Below are 16790 nucleotides of genomic sequence, written 5' to 3' on the forward strand. Positions count from 1 at the left end.
TTGAATACATAGTATGCCCGGAGTGCACCCGCACCCGGGCATGTTTGCTTGTGGCCGAGTGAGGTGGATCGCGATTGCAACTATTTGCGCCGCTTATACGTGGATACCGTGAAAGGGGGAGACCATGGAGCTGGAGCTGCTGTACCAAAGATATGCCAGAGATCTGTACCGGTATCTATACTCCCTCTCAGGCGATCATCATATGGCGGAGGATCTGGTGCATGAAACGTTCTACCGTGCGTGTCTGTATCTGGAGCAGGCCGAGATCGAAGCGGTTAAACCGTGGTTGTTCAAAGTAGGCTACCGGGCGTTTATTGATCATACACGCAAAAGCAAACGGACCCTGCTGCGCAGGCAGCCGCCTGAGCGGCTGGATCGCCATACGCCTGAGCAGGAAATGCTGGATCAAGAGGGGCTGCAGCACATTCTTGCACTGATACACAGCCTTCCGCAGAAGGAAGCGCATGCCTTGCTGTTATGTGATCTGCATCAATGTAAACAGCAGGAAGCTGCCGACATTCTGGGCATGAAGCTTAACACGCTCAAAAGCCATCTGCTGCGCGGGCGCAGGACGATGCGGAGCTTATTGCAAAAGGAGGAGTGATTCCAATGGATGACCATAAACAGAATAATAACCTGACAGCTGAAGGTCAGGACGAAGGCGGCAGCGAAGCAAGCAATGATCAGGAAGACAAAGAATATTACCGCGCCATCTCCAAGGCTGTCCGCGACATTCAGGAGTCACCCGGACTTGAACCGGAGCGGGAACGGAAGCTGATCCGCACCGCGCAGCTTCGCGCCAGGCTCAATTCTGTCTTGACGACGCTTGCGATTCTCCTACTGATCCTGCCTGTGCTTACCCTTGGTTCCTACATCTATTATGGAATGAAGGCCAACGAGCTACTGGATGTATCCACCAAAACGTTCTATGTCACAGCCCCGAACCAAAGGCTGGCAGATTGGGGGCTGAAATCCAACATCGGCATCTTCTCCATGGATGCGCAGGCGCTGGCAGTTACCAGAGTCGGCAAGCAGGATATCCGAAGTGCAGAGCTGGACATCCGGTTCTCTATGGACCGGGTGAGCGAGGTGCAGCGCACAACGCTGCTGGAGGTGGCTTCTCCGGCGGTGGCGAGCCGGGAGAATAACTATTTTATTCACCCGCTGGCGGCGATGACCTTTGATTCGGCCCGGGAGCTGGAGGTGCTTAACGGACTGCCTGATGAAAGTGTGGCCGAGTTGTATGTTTCGCTGGACACACTGTATTCGGAGGATGAGGTCCGGCAGGCTATGCCGGCGGAGCTGGATACGTCCTGGCTGGTGGTAGACTCGGGGACTACGAGCCTGGCCGTAAGGCAGTCGGTGAAGAGGTGACGTTTGCCTTGCCGCTTGGATATCCCGCTCAGAATGACACAGATCCCTGGTCCCCATTCTTCGCGGCGCCGGATCGTACAGAAACCAACCAGCAGCAGTTCCTTTCCATCATCCAGCAGCTGGCTGAGGCCGAACAGCTGGCCACAGCTGTATCCGGCGCGAAGGTGCTTGATCTGCCGGAACGGGCGGAATACCTCAGCGGGCATCCGGTAATGATTTACGGAGCGGTGGTCACAGGCCCTGTGTCTGAACTTAAGAAGCTTGCGCAGACAAGTACGGTCCGTGCGGTCAAAGTAAAGGAGACAAGATTATGGAATTGGCATTCTTGAACAAGCATACATTGAAGCGCCTGTTGTCCTGGGCGGGGCTGTTGTCCTTTCTATTCGGCTTGCTCTCGCTGGCCCTGCTCAATGCCGCGCTGATCTTCAGGAACGTGCCGCTTGCGCAGCCTACCGCATTGTTGGTACCGGAGCTGCTGCTTGGAATATGCGGGCTGTTCGCGCCCAGAGGCCGCCGGTCATATGCTGTATGGGGGATCGCCATCCCGTTGTTTGTAAGCATTGGTATGTTTGTATTGTTTGGTTTGTCGTGGACCATCAACCCTCGGCCTTAAGCTGCGCAGATGTTGCGGACTCCAGTGCCGCTATTTCGCGTAGATCGCCCATTTTGCTGCTGCTGCGGACTCCAGTGCCTCTATTCGAGCTAAAAGGCCTCCTTGTGGAGGCTTTTTATGGTTATAAGGGCACTGGAGTCCGTTGAGGCTCAAAAACAGCTGAAATCGGCACAATAAGGGCTATAGAGTCCGTATCTACACTATTGTGGGGGTGTAGGTTGGCACGGCGTGGGTTGTGCGCCCGTGTGCACTTGTCCGTGTGTATTAGCCTTTGCCCTTAAGGTGGTCTAAGGTTTGGCACGGCGTGGTTTGTGCGCCCGTGTGTACTTGTCCGTGTGCATTAGTCTTTGCCCTTAAGATGGTCTAAGGTTTGGCACGGCGTGGGTTGTGCGCCCGTGTGCCTTAGCCTTTGCCCTTATCGTCTTAGCCTTTGCTCTTAAGGTTCTGGTGTCTGGCCCGGCGAGATTCATACGCCAGGGCTTGTCCCGTGCTTCCCTGCCCAGGGATCGGGTATCAGAGCGGAGAGTTTACGGCCGCCTTTGAAATCATGTTCCACCCGCAGGGTCCATTCAAGGGAACATGATTTCAACAGCGGCGGAGCCTGGTACCCGATCCCCCCACTAATCTTTTTATCTAACCTTAAATTGTTTTTAATGTGACCTTAAGGTTTAAAGTACAAAATAAGAACAAGAAATCAAATACACCTTGTCAGTCAGGACAGGGCGCGGGAGGAATGACAAACATGGACGAGAAGAACAACAACTTTAATCGTGATAATGAACCGGCGTCGGATCGGGAATGGAATAATAGCGGCAGCAACCATGAAAGCAGCAATGATAACACTACGAACAGACAAGCTGAAGACACAGGGTCTTCTTACTACTATTCTTACGGGCCGTTCAAATCCTTGAACAAAGACGAAGTACCGGCAGACAGCAATACCCAGCATTACAACCGTCGTGAGTCGGAACGTGTAGAGGTTAGTCCTCCCGAACCTGTCCGGACGGCACCTCATAGCACTGTGCTGCGGACAACGGGGTATGACGGGAACGGCGGACGCGGTGGAAACGGATCGGACGGAGGCAACAACGGCTGGCAATATAAAAGCAAGCCGAAGCGCCCCGTGAAGGCCGTGCTAATTTCTTTTCTGGCCGGAATGATCGTATTGTCGGGTTCGATGTTTGCTTCTGACCATTACAACTGGTTCACCGGAGGCCAGCAAACGACAGCGTCGATAAGCACGGTTGGTACAGCCAAAACTACCAATGAAAGTGCAGGAGTGGCCCCCGTCACTTCAACCGCATCGCTTGTGAACGGAACAGGTGATGTGTCCAGCGTAGTGGACGGCGTTGGACCGGCCATCGTCAAGATTGAGACACTGGTCAACTCCGCCTCCCGCAGCAGAAGCCAAAGCAGCCAGACTGATCCGTTCTCGCAATTCTACTTCGGAGACCAGTATGGCGGCAATAACTCACAGACTCAGCCTGATGCAGGAACCGGGTCAGGGTCAGACTCCTCCACACAGCTGGTGCCATTAGGAATCGGAACAGGCTTCATCTATGACAAGGCCGGTTATATTCTGACCAACCAACACGTAGTCAACGGTGCGGATGTGATTCAGGTTACCATTGAAGGCAACAGCAAGCCATACGAAGCGAAGCTGCTTGGCTCCAGCAAGGATCTCGATCTGGCTGTGCTGAAGATTGAAGGGGACAACAATTTCCCAACCGTAGCACTTGGCGATTCCGACAGTCTGAAGGTAGGCTCTGAAGTGGTGGCTATCGGCAATCCGCAGGGCTTTGACCATACCGTTACTGCAGGGGTACTGAGCGCGAAGGGACGCAGCATTGACATTCCTGAAGAAGATGGCAGCGGAACACGCAATTACAAGGATTTGCTGCAGACGGATGCTTCCATCAACCCGGGGAACTCCGGAGGACCACTTTTGAACATGAACGGACAGGTAATCGGGATGAACGTGGCTGTAAGCACAGACTCGCAGGGGATAGGTTTTGCTATCGCGGTCAACACCATCAAAGAAGTTGTGGATAAGCTGGAAGCCAACCAGGAAATTCCAAAAGAGCCGGTGCCGTTTATTGGAGCAACACTGATGACCATCACCGATGAGGTGGCGAAGCAGATGGGCACAGATCTGACTGAAGGTTCTGTAGTAGCTGAGATTATTTTTAAATCCCCAGCCTACAACGCCGACCTGCGTCCTTACGATATCATCACGGGTGCAAACGGCAAGAAATATGCCACCAACCAGGAATTGATTGAATTTATTCAGACCTTGAAGGTTGGCGACAAGGCAACGCTTAATGTGGTTCGTGACGGGAAGAAGCTGGATCTGAAGGTAACGATCGGCAACAAAAATGATTTTGCCGCACAAACCCAAGAGCAATAATTGCCAGAGCGGCAACAGTGAAGCGGGAGGGGCAACCCTTCCGTTTTTGCTGAGATATAAGCCTGTATTCTTCTTGCCCGCAGATGCGAAGTGCATCGTTGACTGGTACAATACTAATATATATAAATATGAATCGACAATGGGGGCTGCTTGATGCGACCGAATATTCTAATTATTGATGACGATGACAAAATCCTGTCCATGCTGCGCCGGGGGCTTGCTTTTGAAGGCTATGATGTCAAAACGGCGGTGAACGGCGCAGATGGTTTGCGCGCAGTAATCAGCAGTGATCCTGACGTGGTCATTCTGGATGTGATGATGCCGCAGGTGGATGGATATGAGGTGTGCCGGCGTTTGCGTGAGGGAGGCAGCAATGTGCCAGTGTTGATGCTTACAGCCAAGGATGAAATTGAGCACCGGGTCAAAGGTCTTGATCTGGGAGCCGATGATTACCTGGTGAAGCCGTTTGCACTGGAAGAGCTGCTGGCCCGGGTGCGTGCGCTGCTGCGCCGCAAAAGTGATCAGAATGGTAACGGTGATCAGGCAGTTGCCTATGAGGATATAACGCTGGATGTGGATTCCCGTGAAGTGATCCGGGACGGCAAACGTCTGGAGCTGACCGCGAAGGAGTTTGAGCTGCTGCATCTGTTTATGCAGAATCCGAAGCGTGTGCTGTCACGGGATTTGATAATGGACAAAATATGGGGCTACGACTACAGCGGCGAATCCAATGTGCTTGAGGTTTATATCGCCATGCTGCGCCAGAAGACGGAGGAGCACGGTGGCAAACGTCTGATTCAAACGATCCGGGGAGCCGGTTACATCCTAAGAGGTGACAATTAATATGTCCATAAGACTGCGGCTGACAGCTTGGTATTCTGGAATTTTGGCCGTTATGCTGCTGGCCTTATCAGCCGCAATTTACGGTTTTGTATATATTAATACTTATGGGGATTTGAAGGAACGGGTGCAGAAGCAGGCGGAACAACTCAAATTGGTTCCCATTTGGGGACTGAACAATTCATTGTTGAGTGTAGGCATGAATTTCTCCCAGGCCAGCCGTCTGGAGGAGGCCAACTATCTAGCCCAAACGCATATTTACCAAGGTAATATTACTCAATATACGGAAAATATGATTGCTTCACAAATTACCTTTGATGTGCCGGATATTAAAGAGTTGGAACAATCCAAAGGGTTTGCACAAGCCACTGCGGGCGGTTATCATTTTATGATCTATCAGATCCCGCTGCGTAACCCTGTAGGCGATCCTGTCGCTATTCTGCAGGTGGCTACTCCAACCAATCAGGAAGACAGGCTGATGGCTCGCATTAAGAGCGTGCTGCTTTTTGGTTCTTTCGCCACCCTGTTTGCCGCCTTCACCTTCGGCTTGTTCCTGGCCCGCAAGGCGATGAGCCCGATCGAGAAGGTAATCGAGGCAGCCAACGGCATTCAGACAGGAACGGATCTTAGCTCCCGCATCGAAAACGACGGACCGCCCGATGAGATCGGCCGCCTGATTGCAACCGTTAACAGTATGCTTGGACGGATGGAGGGCTTCTACACAGAGCTGGAGGATTCGTATGCGGCCCAACGCCGGTTCGTCTCCGATGCGTCGCATGAGCTGCGCACGCCGCTCACGACCATTCGCGGTAACATCGACCTGCTGCACAAAGTATGGGAAATGAAGCCTGGTGAAGGATCGATGACTGAAGAGGAAATCCGCCAGCTCTCGGTAGAGTCGGTGAAGGACATCGCCGATGAATCGAAGCGGATGAGCCGCCTGGTGGCGGATATGCTCTCCCTGGCCCGTGCGGATACCGGGCGGACCTTCGACATCGAGCCGGTGGCACTGGAGCCGATGATGACCGAGGTGGCGCGTAGAGCCTCTTTCCTGCCGCATGAGGCAGAGTGGGTCACTGGCGATATGTCGGCCCTGAACGGCAAATATATCGTCGGCAACAAAGATTACCTGCAGCAGATGCTGTTTATCTTCATTGATAATGCCTTCAAGTATACCCCTTCCGGCGAGGTGACGCTGGATACGATTTTTTACCAGAGCCAGGTGGGGATACGGATCAGGGATACAGGGATCGGGATGGACAAGGATGAGGTGCCGCATATTTTTGACCGCTTCTACCGGGCGGACGAGTCGCGCGGAATTACGGAAGGCATCGGCCTCGGGCTGTCGATTGCCAAATGGATTATTGACGAGCATGGCGGCTCTGTGGAGGTTGTGACACGCCAGGGTGAAGGGACTACCTTCGTGATTTGGCTGCCGCTTCTCTTTGCCCCGCCGCTGGAATAGATGGTATAATAGGGCGGGTCCTATTATAGCAGTCAACGACAGCAGAAAGCTGGTGAAGTCATGGAAGTCATTAAAATTTCTCCCCGGGGCTATTGCTACGGCGTTGTCGATGCCATGGTGATGGCACGGCAGGCGGCACAAAATCTAGACCTGCCCCGGCCGATTTATATATTGGGCATGATTGTGCACAACAGCCATGTGACCAACTCTTTTGAGGACGACGGCATTATCACACTCGACGGCCATAACCGTCTGGATATTTTGGATAAGATCGACAGTGGTACGGTTATCTTCACCGCACATGGCGTATCCCCGGAAGTACGCAAGATTGCCAGAGCCAAGGGACTGACCACGGTGGATGCCACCTGTCCCGATGTGACCAAAACCCATGACCTGATCAAGGAGAAGACAGAGGAAGGGTATGAGGTAATTTATATCGGCAAGAGAGACCATCCCGAGCCGGAAGGTGCTGTTGGCATTGCGCCGGAGCATGTGCATCTGATCGAGAAGGAAGAGGAGATTGAAGGATTGTCGGTGTCTTCCTCCCGTATTGTGATCACGAATCAGACCACCATGAGCCAATGGGATATTAAGCATATTATGAAAAAGCTGCTGGTAAAATTCCCCGGGGCGGAAGTACACAACGAGATCTGCATGGCTACCCAGGTGCGACAGGAAGCTGTCGCCGAGCAGGCCGGACAGACTAATCTGGTGATTGTGGTAGGAGATCCTCGCAGCAACAACTCCAACCGCCTGGCCCAGGTATCGGAGGAGATCGCAGGCGTACCCGCCCATCGTATTGCCGATCTGTCCGAGCTCAAGGTGGAGTGGCTGCAGGGTGTCCGAGTAGTCGGAGTAACTTCGGGCGCTTCCACGCCTACACCGATTACCAAGGAAGTTATTAATTATCTGGAACAGTATGATCCCGAGCTTCCGGAGACATGGGAGATTAAACGTACAGTGAATATGGCTAAGCTGCTGCCGCCGGTCAAGAACAAAAGTGCTGCTGCCAATGGGTAATTAATGGCTTCGCAGCCCATATAGCAGAAGGTGGAGAGGGGAGTTTTCCCGTACTCCACCTTTTCTTTTGACTTGACGAATGGTTATTTTTGCGGTAAAATCGCTTTAGTGATTAAAAGCGTAGAAGCTTAAAAGCGAACACGCGTCGTAGTGTGAGAGTTTGAAATTATAACCAATAAATCAGCTATTGAATAGAAGGGGAGTTATAACATGATTGTGATTACATCGAACCAAACACCGGAAGCGCAGGTTAAGGATATCATTGCCGTAATTGAAAAAGAAGGCCTGCAGGTCCACCTGTCCAGAGGCGCGGACCATACTGTAATTGGTCTGGTGGGCGGGGTTACTCCCAAGCTCGCAGAACATCTGCGGCAGATGAAGGGCGTAGCCAATGTCGTCAAGATCTCGAAATCCTACAAGCTGGCGAGCCGCGATTTCCATCCCGAGGATACCGTAATTGATATCCGTGGTGTGAAGATCGGCGGGGAGAACCTTGTGATCATGGGCGGCCCTTGCGCCGTTGAATCACCCGAGCAGATCGACGAGATTGCCCGGCTGGTCAAAGCCTCCGGCGCCCAGGTGCTGCGCGGCGGCGCGTTCAAGCCGCGTACCGGCCCTTACAGCTTCCAGGGCGTAGGTGTGGAAGGCCTGACCATGATGGCCGAGGCGGGCAAACGTCATGGCCTGCTGACCATTACAGAAGTAATGACTCCGGAATACGTCGATATCTGTGCGGAGCACGCAGACATTCTGCAGGTCGGCACACGCAATATGCAGAACTTCGATCTGCTGCGCAAGCTCGGCACCTGCGGACGTCCGGTGCTGCTGAAGCGCGGCTTCAGCGCCACCTATGACGAACTGCTTAACGCGGCCGAATACATTCTGGCCGGGGGCAACCGTGACGTGATGCTCTGTGAGCGCGGTATCCGCACTTTTGAGACCTACACACGCAATACACTCGATTTATCGGCCATTCCGGTACTGCAGAGCCTGAGCCATCTGCCGGTGATTTCCGATCCAAGCCATGGTACAGGACGGCGTGAGCTGGTGGCACCGATGGCCAAGGCCTCGGTTGCAGCCGGAGCCAACGGCCTGATTATCGAGATGCATACGGATCCCGACAACTCTATGACCGGAGACGGCGTTCAATCCCTGTTCCCGGAGCAATTTGATGATCTGCTGAGAGATCTGGAAAAAATTGCACCGATCGTCGGACGCAAGTTCTCTTCTTCTCCCGAAACCGCTGCAGTTCTTTAATTTTTTGGGCCGCCGGCCCTTCGATTACAGCCCTCCGAACCCGCTTCAGGGCGCGGAAAGAGGGCTGTTTTTGTGTTGTCCGGGCATGATCTGCAGCCTGTCCCGTCCGAATCTGTTTTTTTCACCAAAGCGTCAGAATATCTTACATTGTCATAAGAAATACCTGACATAAGCATTGACGGTGTTAGGTATGAGATTTATAATGACGACAGCAAAAAAATTAAAACAAGAACATTTGCATACTGTGAGCGGCCTAATGTTCGGAACTTGGGGAGGAAAAATTCATGTCGGTTAAAAAAGTGTTGGAAACAATCAAAGAGAACAATATCGAATGGGTAGATTTTCGTTTCGTAGATTTAGGAGGACGTGCCCACCACATTTCGTTGCCTGCGTCCGAAGTGGAAGATGAAACTTTTGTAAACGGTGTGGCCTTTGACGGATCATCCATTACAGGGTTCCGCGGTATTGAAGAATCGGATATGGTCATGATGCCCGATCCAAGCACTACATATATCGACCCTTTCACAGCTCACCCTACGCTTAACATCATGTGTGACATCTTCACTCCTGATGGTGAACGTTATGAGCGCGACCCACGCGGGATCGCAGTGAAAGCAGAAGAATTCCTGCAGGCAAGCGGCGTGGGATCAGCAGCATTCTTTGCACCTGAGTCCGAGTTCTTCATCTTCGACGATGTTCGCTACGAGAGCGGCATGAACAGCTCCTCTTATTTCGTAGATTCCGAAGAAGCAGCATGGAACACCGGCCGTAAAGAAGAAGGCGGCAACATGGCATTCAAGGTTGGAGTCAAAGGCGGCTATGTTCCGGTAGCACCAGTGGATTCCCAGCAGGATATCCGCAGTGAAATGTGCCGTTTGCTGGCTGAAGCGGGACTTCGCATTGAACGTCATCACCATGAAGTGGCTACGGCTGGACAAGCGGAAATTAACTTCCGTTTCGATACTCTGAAGAAAACAGCTGATAATCTCTTAACTTACAAATACATCGTGCAGAACACTGCGCGTCAATATGGCAAGGTAGCAACGTTCATGCCTAAGCCGCTCTTCGGAGACAACGGCAGCGGAATGCACGTTCACCAATCGATCTTCAACGGAAGCGAGCCATTGTTCTACGAGAAGGGTGCTTATGCCAACCTGAGTGAGATGGCTCTGAACTACATCGGCGGTATTCTCTACCATGCTCCGGCATTGATCGCCTTGACGAACCCAAGCACCAACTCATTCAAACGTCTGGTACCTGGTTATGAAGCACCGGTCAACCTGGTTTACTCCAAGGGTAACCGTTCCGCTGCTGTTCGTATCCCGGTAGCGGCTGTGACTCCTAAAGGTTGTCGCATCGAGTTCCGTACACCAGACTCTACAGCCAACCCTTACCTGGCGTTCTCGGCTATGCTGATGGCAGGTCTGGACGGAATCAAGAAGAAGATGAACCCGGAAGAGCTGGGATATGGTCCTTACGACAAAAATATCTACGAGCTGTCCGATGCTGAAAAAGCAAAAATCCGCAGCGTTCCAGGCACCCTGGACGAAGCGCTTGATGCTCTGGAAGCGGATCATGACTTCCTGACTGAAGGCGGCGTATTCACTGAAGACTTCATCGCCAACTATGTGTCCCTGAAACGTTCCGAAGCTCAAGCAGTAGCCATTCGTGTTCATCCACATGAATACTCCCTGTACTTCGACGTATAAGATAACTTAGCTCATACTTGTTTGGAGAAGAACCCCCGGAATCTGCTGATTCCGGGGGTTTTTGAATTGTTTTAACTCTTCCTTTTAGCAGAGGGGTTCACAGATTTATTGGTGATGGTTCCTTACAGGGGCCTGGAAGGCCTTCTCCGGCTTCACAGCGGCGCAGTAGCACTTCTTAGAAGCGGTGATCTGAAGCGCCGCAGAATCTCTTGCAGGACTGCGAGGTGAAAGGTTTGTGTTGACAATCCAAACTGCAAAAATGGTTGGACCAGGACAACCTCTGATCCAACCACTTTGCCTAATCTGCCTACGGCTCAATTCCCCATGCAAGCTGATCGTTAATGAAACCTGTAATCTGTTCATTGTTTATGACTTGACTGCTTGATGCATCGAACGAGTAATCGTCAACCTGGCTGTAATTTGACCAATTGGTTTTGGAAAACCTCGCTTGAATTTCTGCACTCTGTCCGGGATTAAGTGTTCCAGCCGAATTCGTAAAGGCAATTTCCAAATAATAATCGGCTCCTGCAACAGGATTCTCCAGCTTGACAAATTCGCTTGTTACATTCGCGCTCCCTACACTTGCCCAGTCGCACCAGAAATTCTGTGTGCTTTCACCGTCAATTGTATAGTAATAACGAAGTTTTATATCACTAAGATGGATAGCCGAGTCACCTGTGTTGACTAATTTGAATTTGGGTGAAATTCCGTTGGTTGATGCGCTCGTATTGCCGTTAAAGGATTGGATCGCCAAGTCTCCTGCGGGTACGGGAGCATCGCTGTCAATTACATTTAATGCAAGATCAGCGTTGTTTCCTCCGCTGAAATGAAAGGTTATGGCATGTTGGCCAGGCGGCAGCTTGGAAAGATAGGATGTAGACAGAACGAAAGTATTGCCTGATAGCGTATAATCCTGGCCAGGTTCAAGTGAATAAGATTGATTGGTAACGCTTGCAAGCTGATGACCGTTTAATGTAACGGATATTTCAATATCCTGTTGCGGATCTGCCGCTTTATCGAATGTTGCATTCAGGGGAGAAATCGCAGCACTCGGTGTTGAATCTACGATCTTGACTTTTAATACAGGATCTTGTCCTTGATTAAAGTCAAAGATGATCGAATGCTCGCCAATCGGCAGCCGGGCAAGGAATGCACTTTTCAGCAGAAGTGTATTTCCGCTTATAGTGTAATCCTCATCCACGGCCAATACATTGGCGCCCGCTCTAAGGGAGGTTAACGTATTGCCGTTAAAATTTACTGCAATTGCTTTGTCGCTTGGATTTGGCGTATATTTGTCAAATTCGACGTTTGCGGGTACGATGGATGCGCTTGGGGTTGGATGATCAACCTTTAAATTGGGCAGTTCGTCCAGCGTAATCACATAATTGCTCTGATAAAGCTCAGTCAGGGTATCCGGATAATTAAATGCGGAACTCATGAGATGCTCGCCATACCATGGGCAGAAATAGAGCCAGCCCGACTTTTCCTCTGTAAGATTTTGTACGCTTGGCACCGTGTCATTCTCCGTCATTGCCACCATTTTCGTACCATGGGTTAATTCAACAAGCTGATAGAAAATCGATGTAATGGCATCTTCATTGGGTACGCCCGACAAACCGTCATAGCGGTTGTAGATGGTATTGTATTTATCATACCCCACGATATCCACCTGAGCATCGCCAGGATACCATGCGGGGGAAGAGTTGTACACGTAGCTGTTGTATGTCCAGATCAAGTTGTGCAAGCCGTACGTTTCAGTAAGCTCCGTATAGAGCATATCCCACAGCTCTTTGTAAACCTCCGCACCTGCCGAGGCCCACCAGAACCACGCGCCTTCCCCATTCACCCCGCCGTTGCCCTCAGCCTCGTGATAGGGGCGGAAAATAACAGGCACATTATTATCTTGCAGAATAAGCAGCTGTTCCGCCAAATCATCAATGGTCGTCATCACATATTGATATTCTTTTGTGCCGGGAATCACTGCATTGGCTGTATTAAAATTGGTTTCAGTAGGCTTATAGGTGGCTTTTTTCCAATCCACAAACTCACCGGGCTGATAGGAATTGAAATCTCTTGGGACATTAATATGCCAGGAAGCCGTAGCGATCCCGTTTCGGTTATTAACCCAATCAATAACACGATTGGTTGTGCCGTCCTCCCAACCGTATAACGGATTATAGTTCATAAGATCGAAGCCTCTGATTGCCGGATATTTTCCTGTTAAGTTGTGAATCCATTCAAACTCCAGTTCCGAATTGCCGTCATTTCCGCCTCCGTAAATCTCTTGCTGTCCCGAGATAATATTGTTGCCGTAAACCTCTGTTAAATAGTTCATTAAAATTTGGGTTTCCGCTGTGGCTTGACTATCTGTGAGGACGGGCTGTACATCCAGAGGATCAAGATCGGCATAATCCACGGTAAAGGTGTCGAAATAAGCAAATCCCCAGCCTGCCTTAACTTGTATTGTGTTGCTGCCTTGGTTCAGCTTATGAAAGCCGAAACCGAAATTCGACCACTCCTTAGTGTAGGGAAGCATATACGAGCCCTTATTAACGTCGTTAATATTTAAATATTGAAGCCTGCCGTCAGGACTCAACTCTTGCATATACCGGGTGGAAATCGCATACATTCCGGTTTCCGGAACAGTGACTTGGAAGCTTAGTGTGCCGGAATTCTGCATCCAAACAAATCCATTTCCGGAGAATCCGGGCTTTGGTTGTCCGTAAATTTGAGTCACCACTTGAAGATCGGATGTGAGTTGAGCGTTTTCGCTTTCAATAACGAAAAGTGCGGTGTCTGCATGAACGGGCGCTGTCAACAAACCAAGCAGCAGAGAAAATGCGATTGCAATTGCGCTTGCCTTTTTTACTAAATAGTTCATTTTCACTTTCCTTTCCATGTAAAATTTGATAGATCATCTTGCACCTCAGAGCGAATGTAACCGCTCACATTAAACGTAGCATATATATCATTTTATGTAAATAAATGGACAGATAAAAAATGTAGCGTAGCAAAATAACCCAATTTATCAACTGTATGTTTCCCTTGCTTCTTTACACCAGAAAGGAGATCTAAACGCTGAACGGATTGCGACAAAAGTATACCTCATTACCCAACAATTGACCTTGCCTATGCTCAAAAACTTGAATGAACTTCTATAAGGAGCTCTAAATAGTAACAGGTGTGCTTGTTATTTACGAAACTGCTTTCGGTTAATTGAAAGGTATTCAATAAAAACAAAATAATCATCTTTACAACCTGTTAATCTGGTGTAATAATCATTAACGAAAGCGGTTTCGTTAATGATTCGGATAACGTAACGAACCCTGCGCCATTATCACGGAGAGGATGATTTCATTTGGTTCAAACGCAGAAGCAGAAGCATGGCTGGAGATTTACTGGCACTAACGGGGATTTCAAGCTTGAACAGCCGGAGAGCAGCAGTTATTTATATTTCCCGCTAGTCAATGAAGGAGGGATGATGTCTTCGGTCAGCCCCAAGCTGCACGGTCAGGTGGCCTCCGGGCACAATACCTTCCTTACACCGCCACTGTCGGTGGAGGATCTGCATAATTCGCGGGCATCCCGCAATTTCTGGATTCATCTGGAGGGCCAAGGCGTTTGGTCGGCAGCAGGCAATTCCGCGAAACAAAATGCGGAGGTGTATACAGATGAGGCCGATCCAGTGGAGCTGGAGGCGGGACTATTATGGCACAGAGTAACGCGTAGCAGCCTGCAGTTGGGGATAACTGCGGAAATTACCAGCTTCGTGCCTTGCGGCCAGGACCGCGTAGAGCTGATGAAGGTAACGCTGAAGAACAGCGGGTCAGAGCCGCTGGAGCTGACGCCAACGGCAGCCATACCACTCTATGCCCGCTCAGCGGATGATCTGCGCGACCACCGGCATGTCACCTCATTGCTTCACCGCACGTATACGTCCGCTTATGGTGTGGAGGTGCAGCCCGCGCTTTCCTTTGACGAGCGCGGCCACCGGATTAACCATACCTCCTATGGTGTATTTGGAGCGGAAGGCAATGGAGCCGGTCCGGTTGGTCTGTTCCCGGTCCAGGAACAATTTATCGGGGAAGGCGGCAGCCTGGATTGGCCGGAAGCTGTAGTGCTGAATACAGAAGCCGCCGAAGCGGTAGACGGAGCAGCACTGGAAGGGTATGAGGCCATCGGCGGCATTCGTTTTGCCCAAGTGATTCTGCAGCCGGGAGCAAGCAAAAGTTATGTGCTGGTGCTGGCGATTGATGAGGATAGAATCGACGTTCCTGTACTGATGGAGCGCTACGGTTCTGAAACGGGCTTTGATTCCCATCTGAAGCAGACGCAAGCCTTCTGGGCTGACAAGGTCAATACGGTACAGTTCGAAACCGGCGATTCGGCTGCGGATCAATGGATGAAATGGGTGACACTGCAGCCGGTGCTGAGAAGACTGTATGGAAATTCCTTTCTGCCCTACCATGACTATGGCAGGGGTGGGCGCGGCTGGCGGGATCTGTGGCAGGACTGCCTGGCTCTGCTGATCATGGAGCCGGGCGAAGTGCGTTCGCTGCTGCTGAATAATTATGCCGGCGTGCGGATTGACGGCAGCAATGCAACGATTATCGGCCAGCAGCCGGGTGAATTCATCGCTGACCGCAACAATATTCCGCGTGTCTGGATGGATCATGGGGCCTGGCCGTTCCTGACGACGCTGCTGTATCTTAATCAGAGCGGCGATTTGGAGTTCCTGCTGCAGGAGCAGACCTATTTCCGCGATGCCTTCAGCAGCCGCTGCAAGCAGCGTAATCCGGACTGGAGCGCCGCAGATGGCAGTGATCTCAGAACAGCAGCGGGAGAGATCTATAAGGGGACGATCCTGGAGCATATCCTGCTGCAGAATCTGGTGCCATTCTTTAATGTGGGAGAACACAACAACATCCTGCTGGAGGGTGCGGACTGGAATGACGGCCTGGATATGGGCGCACAACGCGGTGAGAGCGTAGCCTTCACTTCATTTTATGCCAGTAATCTGCTCGAAATCTCACGGCTGCTGGATACACTGCAACAGCGCAAAGGCCTGAAGACGGTTGAACTGGCTGAGGAAATGGTGCTGCTGCTGGATACTCTGGGTGAAGCGATTGACTACGAATCCATCTCAGGCAAACTGAGCAGGCTGGAGGCGTATTACAGTGCAGCAGCCAATGAAGTGAGCGGCAATAAGGCGGTGCTTGAAATCGGCCGGGTGGCCGCGGATTTGGCGGGCAAAGCTGAGTGGATGTTTGAGCATTTGCGCAGCAGCGAATGGATAACCAGTACATCCGGCGACGGCTGGTTCAACGGGTACTATAATAACGATGCCGAACGTGTAGAAGGGGAATTTGCCGCAGGCGTCCGCATGACCCTTACAGGCCAGGTATTCCCGCTGCTTGGGGCTGCGGCAGCACCGGAGCAGGTGCCGCAGATCATAGCTGCCGTAGAGCGCAATCTGCTTGATCCGAATATCGGCTACAGGCTGAATACCCGTTTTGGCGGCATCCAGCAGAATTTGGGCCGGGCGTTCGGATTTGCTTTTGGGCATAAAGAAAACGGGGCAATGTTCAGCCATATGACTGTGATGTACGCCAATGCCCTCTATAAACGCGGATATGTGCAGGAAGGGTATAAAGTGCTGGACTCTCTGTACCGGCTAAGCACAGATTTCGAACGCAGCCGTATGTATCCGGGTATTCCTGAATACATCAACGAGCAAGGCCGGGGGATGTATACGTATCTGACCGGTTCGGCGAGCTGGCTGCTGCTGACGATGGTCAATGAGGTGTTTGGCGTGAAAGGGCTGCTCGGCGATCTGCTGCTGGCACCGAAGCTGGTGAAGCAGCAATTCGGACCTGATGGCACAGCCTCCATCGAAACGCTCTTCGCAGACCGCAGGCTGAGGGTGGTCTATAAGGCTGCTGGGAGCGTGGAATATGGGGAGTACCAGATACAATCCGTACTGCTGAATGGCAGTGAGGTGACGCTGCAGCGTGTCGAGGAGGGGTTGCTGATTGAGCGCAGGCTGATTGCCGCATTATCTGCGGAAGGTATCCACTGCCTGGAAGTCGAATTAGTGTAATTCCT

Annotated in this window: 12 protein-coding genes; 11 read left to right on the forward strand and 1 reads right to left on the reverse strand. The window is 51.3% G+C overall.

Annotation, left to right across the window (positions count from 1 at the left end; translation table 11 throughout):
- Positions 1–124: 124 nt before the first annotated feature.
- The 10 genes from B9T62_RS04055 to glnA all read left to right on the forward strand — a co-directional run bounded on the left by B9T62_RS04055 (position 125) and on the right by glnA (position 10685).
- Positions 125–604 carry a sigma-70 family RNA polymerase sigma factor gene (locus tag B9T62_RS04055; protein ID WP_087914081.1) on the forward strand — a complete coding sequence of 160 codons (480 nt, stop codon included), beginning with the start codon at positions 125–127 and terminating at the stop codon, positions 602–604.
- Between the two features lie 5 nt (positions 605–609).
- Complete coding sequence (locus tag B9T62_RS04060) at positions 610–1374, forward strand: anti sigma factor C-terminal domain-containing protein (RefSeq protein ID WP_087914082.1); 765 nt, start codon at positions 610–612, stop codon at positions 1372–1374.
- 8 nt (positions 1375–1382) lie between these two features.
- Complete coding sequence (locus tag B9T62_RS41185) at positions 1383–1703, forward strand: anti sigma factor C-terminal domain-containing protein (RefSeq protein ID WP_211296410.1); 321 nt, start codon at positions 1383–1385, stop codon at positions 1701–1703.
- The gene (locus B9T62_RS04070) at positions 1685–1987 is read left to right on the forward strand and encodes a hypothetical protein (protein WP_087914084.1); all 303 of its coding nucleotides are present in this window, start codon (positions 1685–1687) and stop codon (positions 1985–1987) included. Before B9T62_RS41185 ends, B9T62_RS04070 begins: the two co-directional genes overlap by 19 nt.
- A gap of 742 nt (positions 1988–2729) precedes the next feature.
- Positions 2730–4394, forward strand: coding sequence for a S1C family serine protease (locus tag B9T62_RS04075; protein ID WP_087914085.1), 1665 nt, complete (start codon positions 2730–2732; stop codon positions 4392–4394).
- A gap of 153 nt (positions 4395–4547) precedes the next feature.
- Positions 4548–5237 carry a response regulator transcription factor gene (locus B9T62_RS04080; RefSeq protein WP_087914086.1) on the forward strand — a complete coding sequence of 230 codons (690 nt, stop codon included), beginning with the start codon at positions 4548–4550 and terminating at the stop codon, positions 5235–5237.
- Position 5238: 1 nt separating this feature from the next.
- Positions 5239–6699 (forward strand): sensor histidine kinase, encoded by a 1461-nt coding sequence (locus tag B9T62_RS04085; RefSeq protein ID WP_087914087.1) that lies wholly within the window; start codon positions 5239–5241, stop codon positions 6697–6699.
- Positions 6700–6759: 60 nt separating this feature from the next.
- Positions 6760–7719, forward strand: a complete 960-nt coding sequence (locus B9T62_RS04090; protein WP_087914088.1) for a 4-hydroxy-3-methylbut-2-enyl diphosphate reductase — start codon at positions 6760–6762, stop codon at positions 7717–7719.
- A gap of 210 nt (positions 7720–7929) precedes the next feature.
- Entirely contained in the window at positions 7930–8976 is a 1047-nt protein-coding gene (gene aroF, locus B9T62_RS04095) for a 3-deoxy-7-phosphoheptulonate synthase (RefSeq protein WP_087914089.1), read from the forward strand.
- A gap of 284 nt (positions 8977–9260) precedes the next feature.
- Positions 9261–10685 carry a type I glutamate--ammonia ligase gene (gene glnA, locus B9T62_RS04100; protein ID WP_087914090.1) on the forward strand — a complete coding sequence of 475 codons (1425 nt, stop codon included), beginning with the start codon at positions 9261–9263 and terminating at the stop codon, positions 10683–10685.
- Positions 10686–10992: 307 nt separating this feature from the next.
- Here glnA and B9T62_RS04105 read toward each other — a convergent pair whose 3' ends face one another.
- Positions 10993–13566 (reverse strand): glycosyl hydrolase, encoded by a 2574-nt coding sequence (locus tag B9T62_RS04105; protein ID WP_087914091.1) that lies wholly within the window; start codon positions 13564–13566, stop codon positions 10993–10995.
- Between the two features lie 477 nt (positions 13567–14043).
- Here B9T62_RS04105 and B9T62_RS04110 point away from each other — a divergent pair, with 477 nt between their 5' ends.
- Positions 14044–16785 (forward strand): GH36-type glycosyl hydrolase domain-containing protein, encoded by a 2742-nt coding sequence (locus B9T62_RS04110; RefSeq protein ID WP_087914092.1) that lies wholly within the window; start codon positions 14044–14046, stop codon positions 16783–16785.
- Positions 16786–16790: the final 5 nt, after the last annotated feature.

Origin of the sequence: Paenibacillus donghaensis (assembly GCF_002192415.1) — a bacterium.
Taxonomy (GTDB): Bacteria; Bacillota; Bacilli; order Paenibacillales; family Paenibacillaceae; genus Paenibacillus_AQ; species Paenibacillus_AQ donghaensis.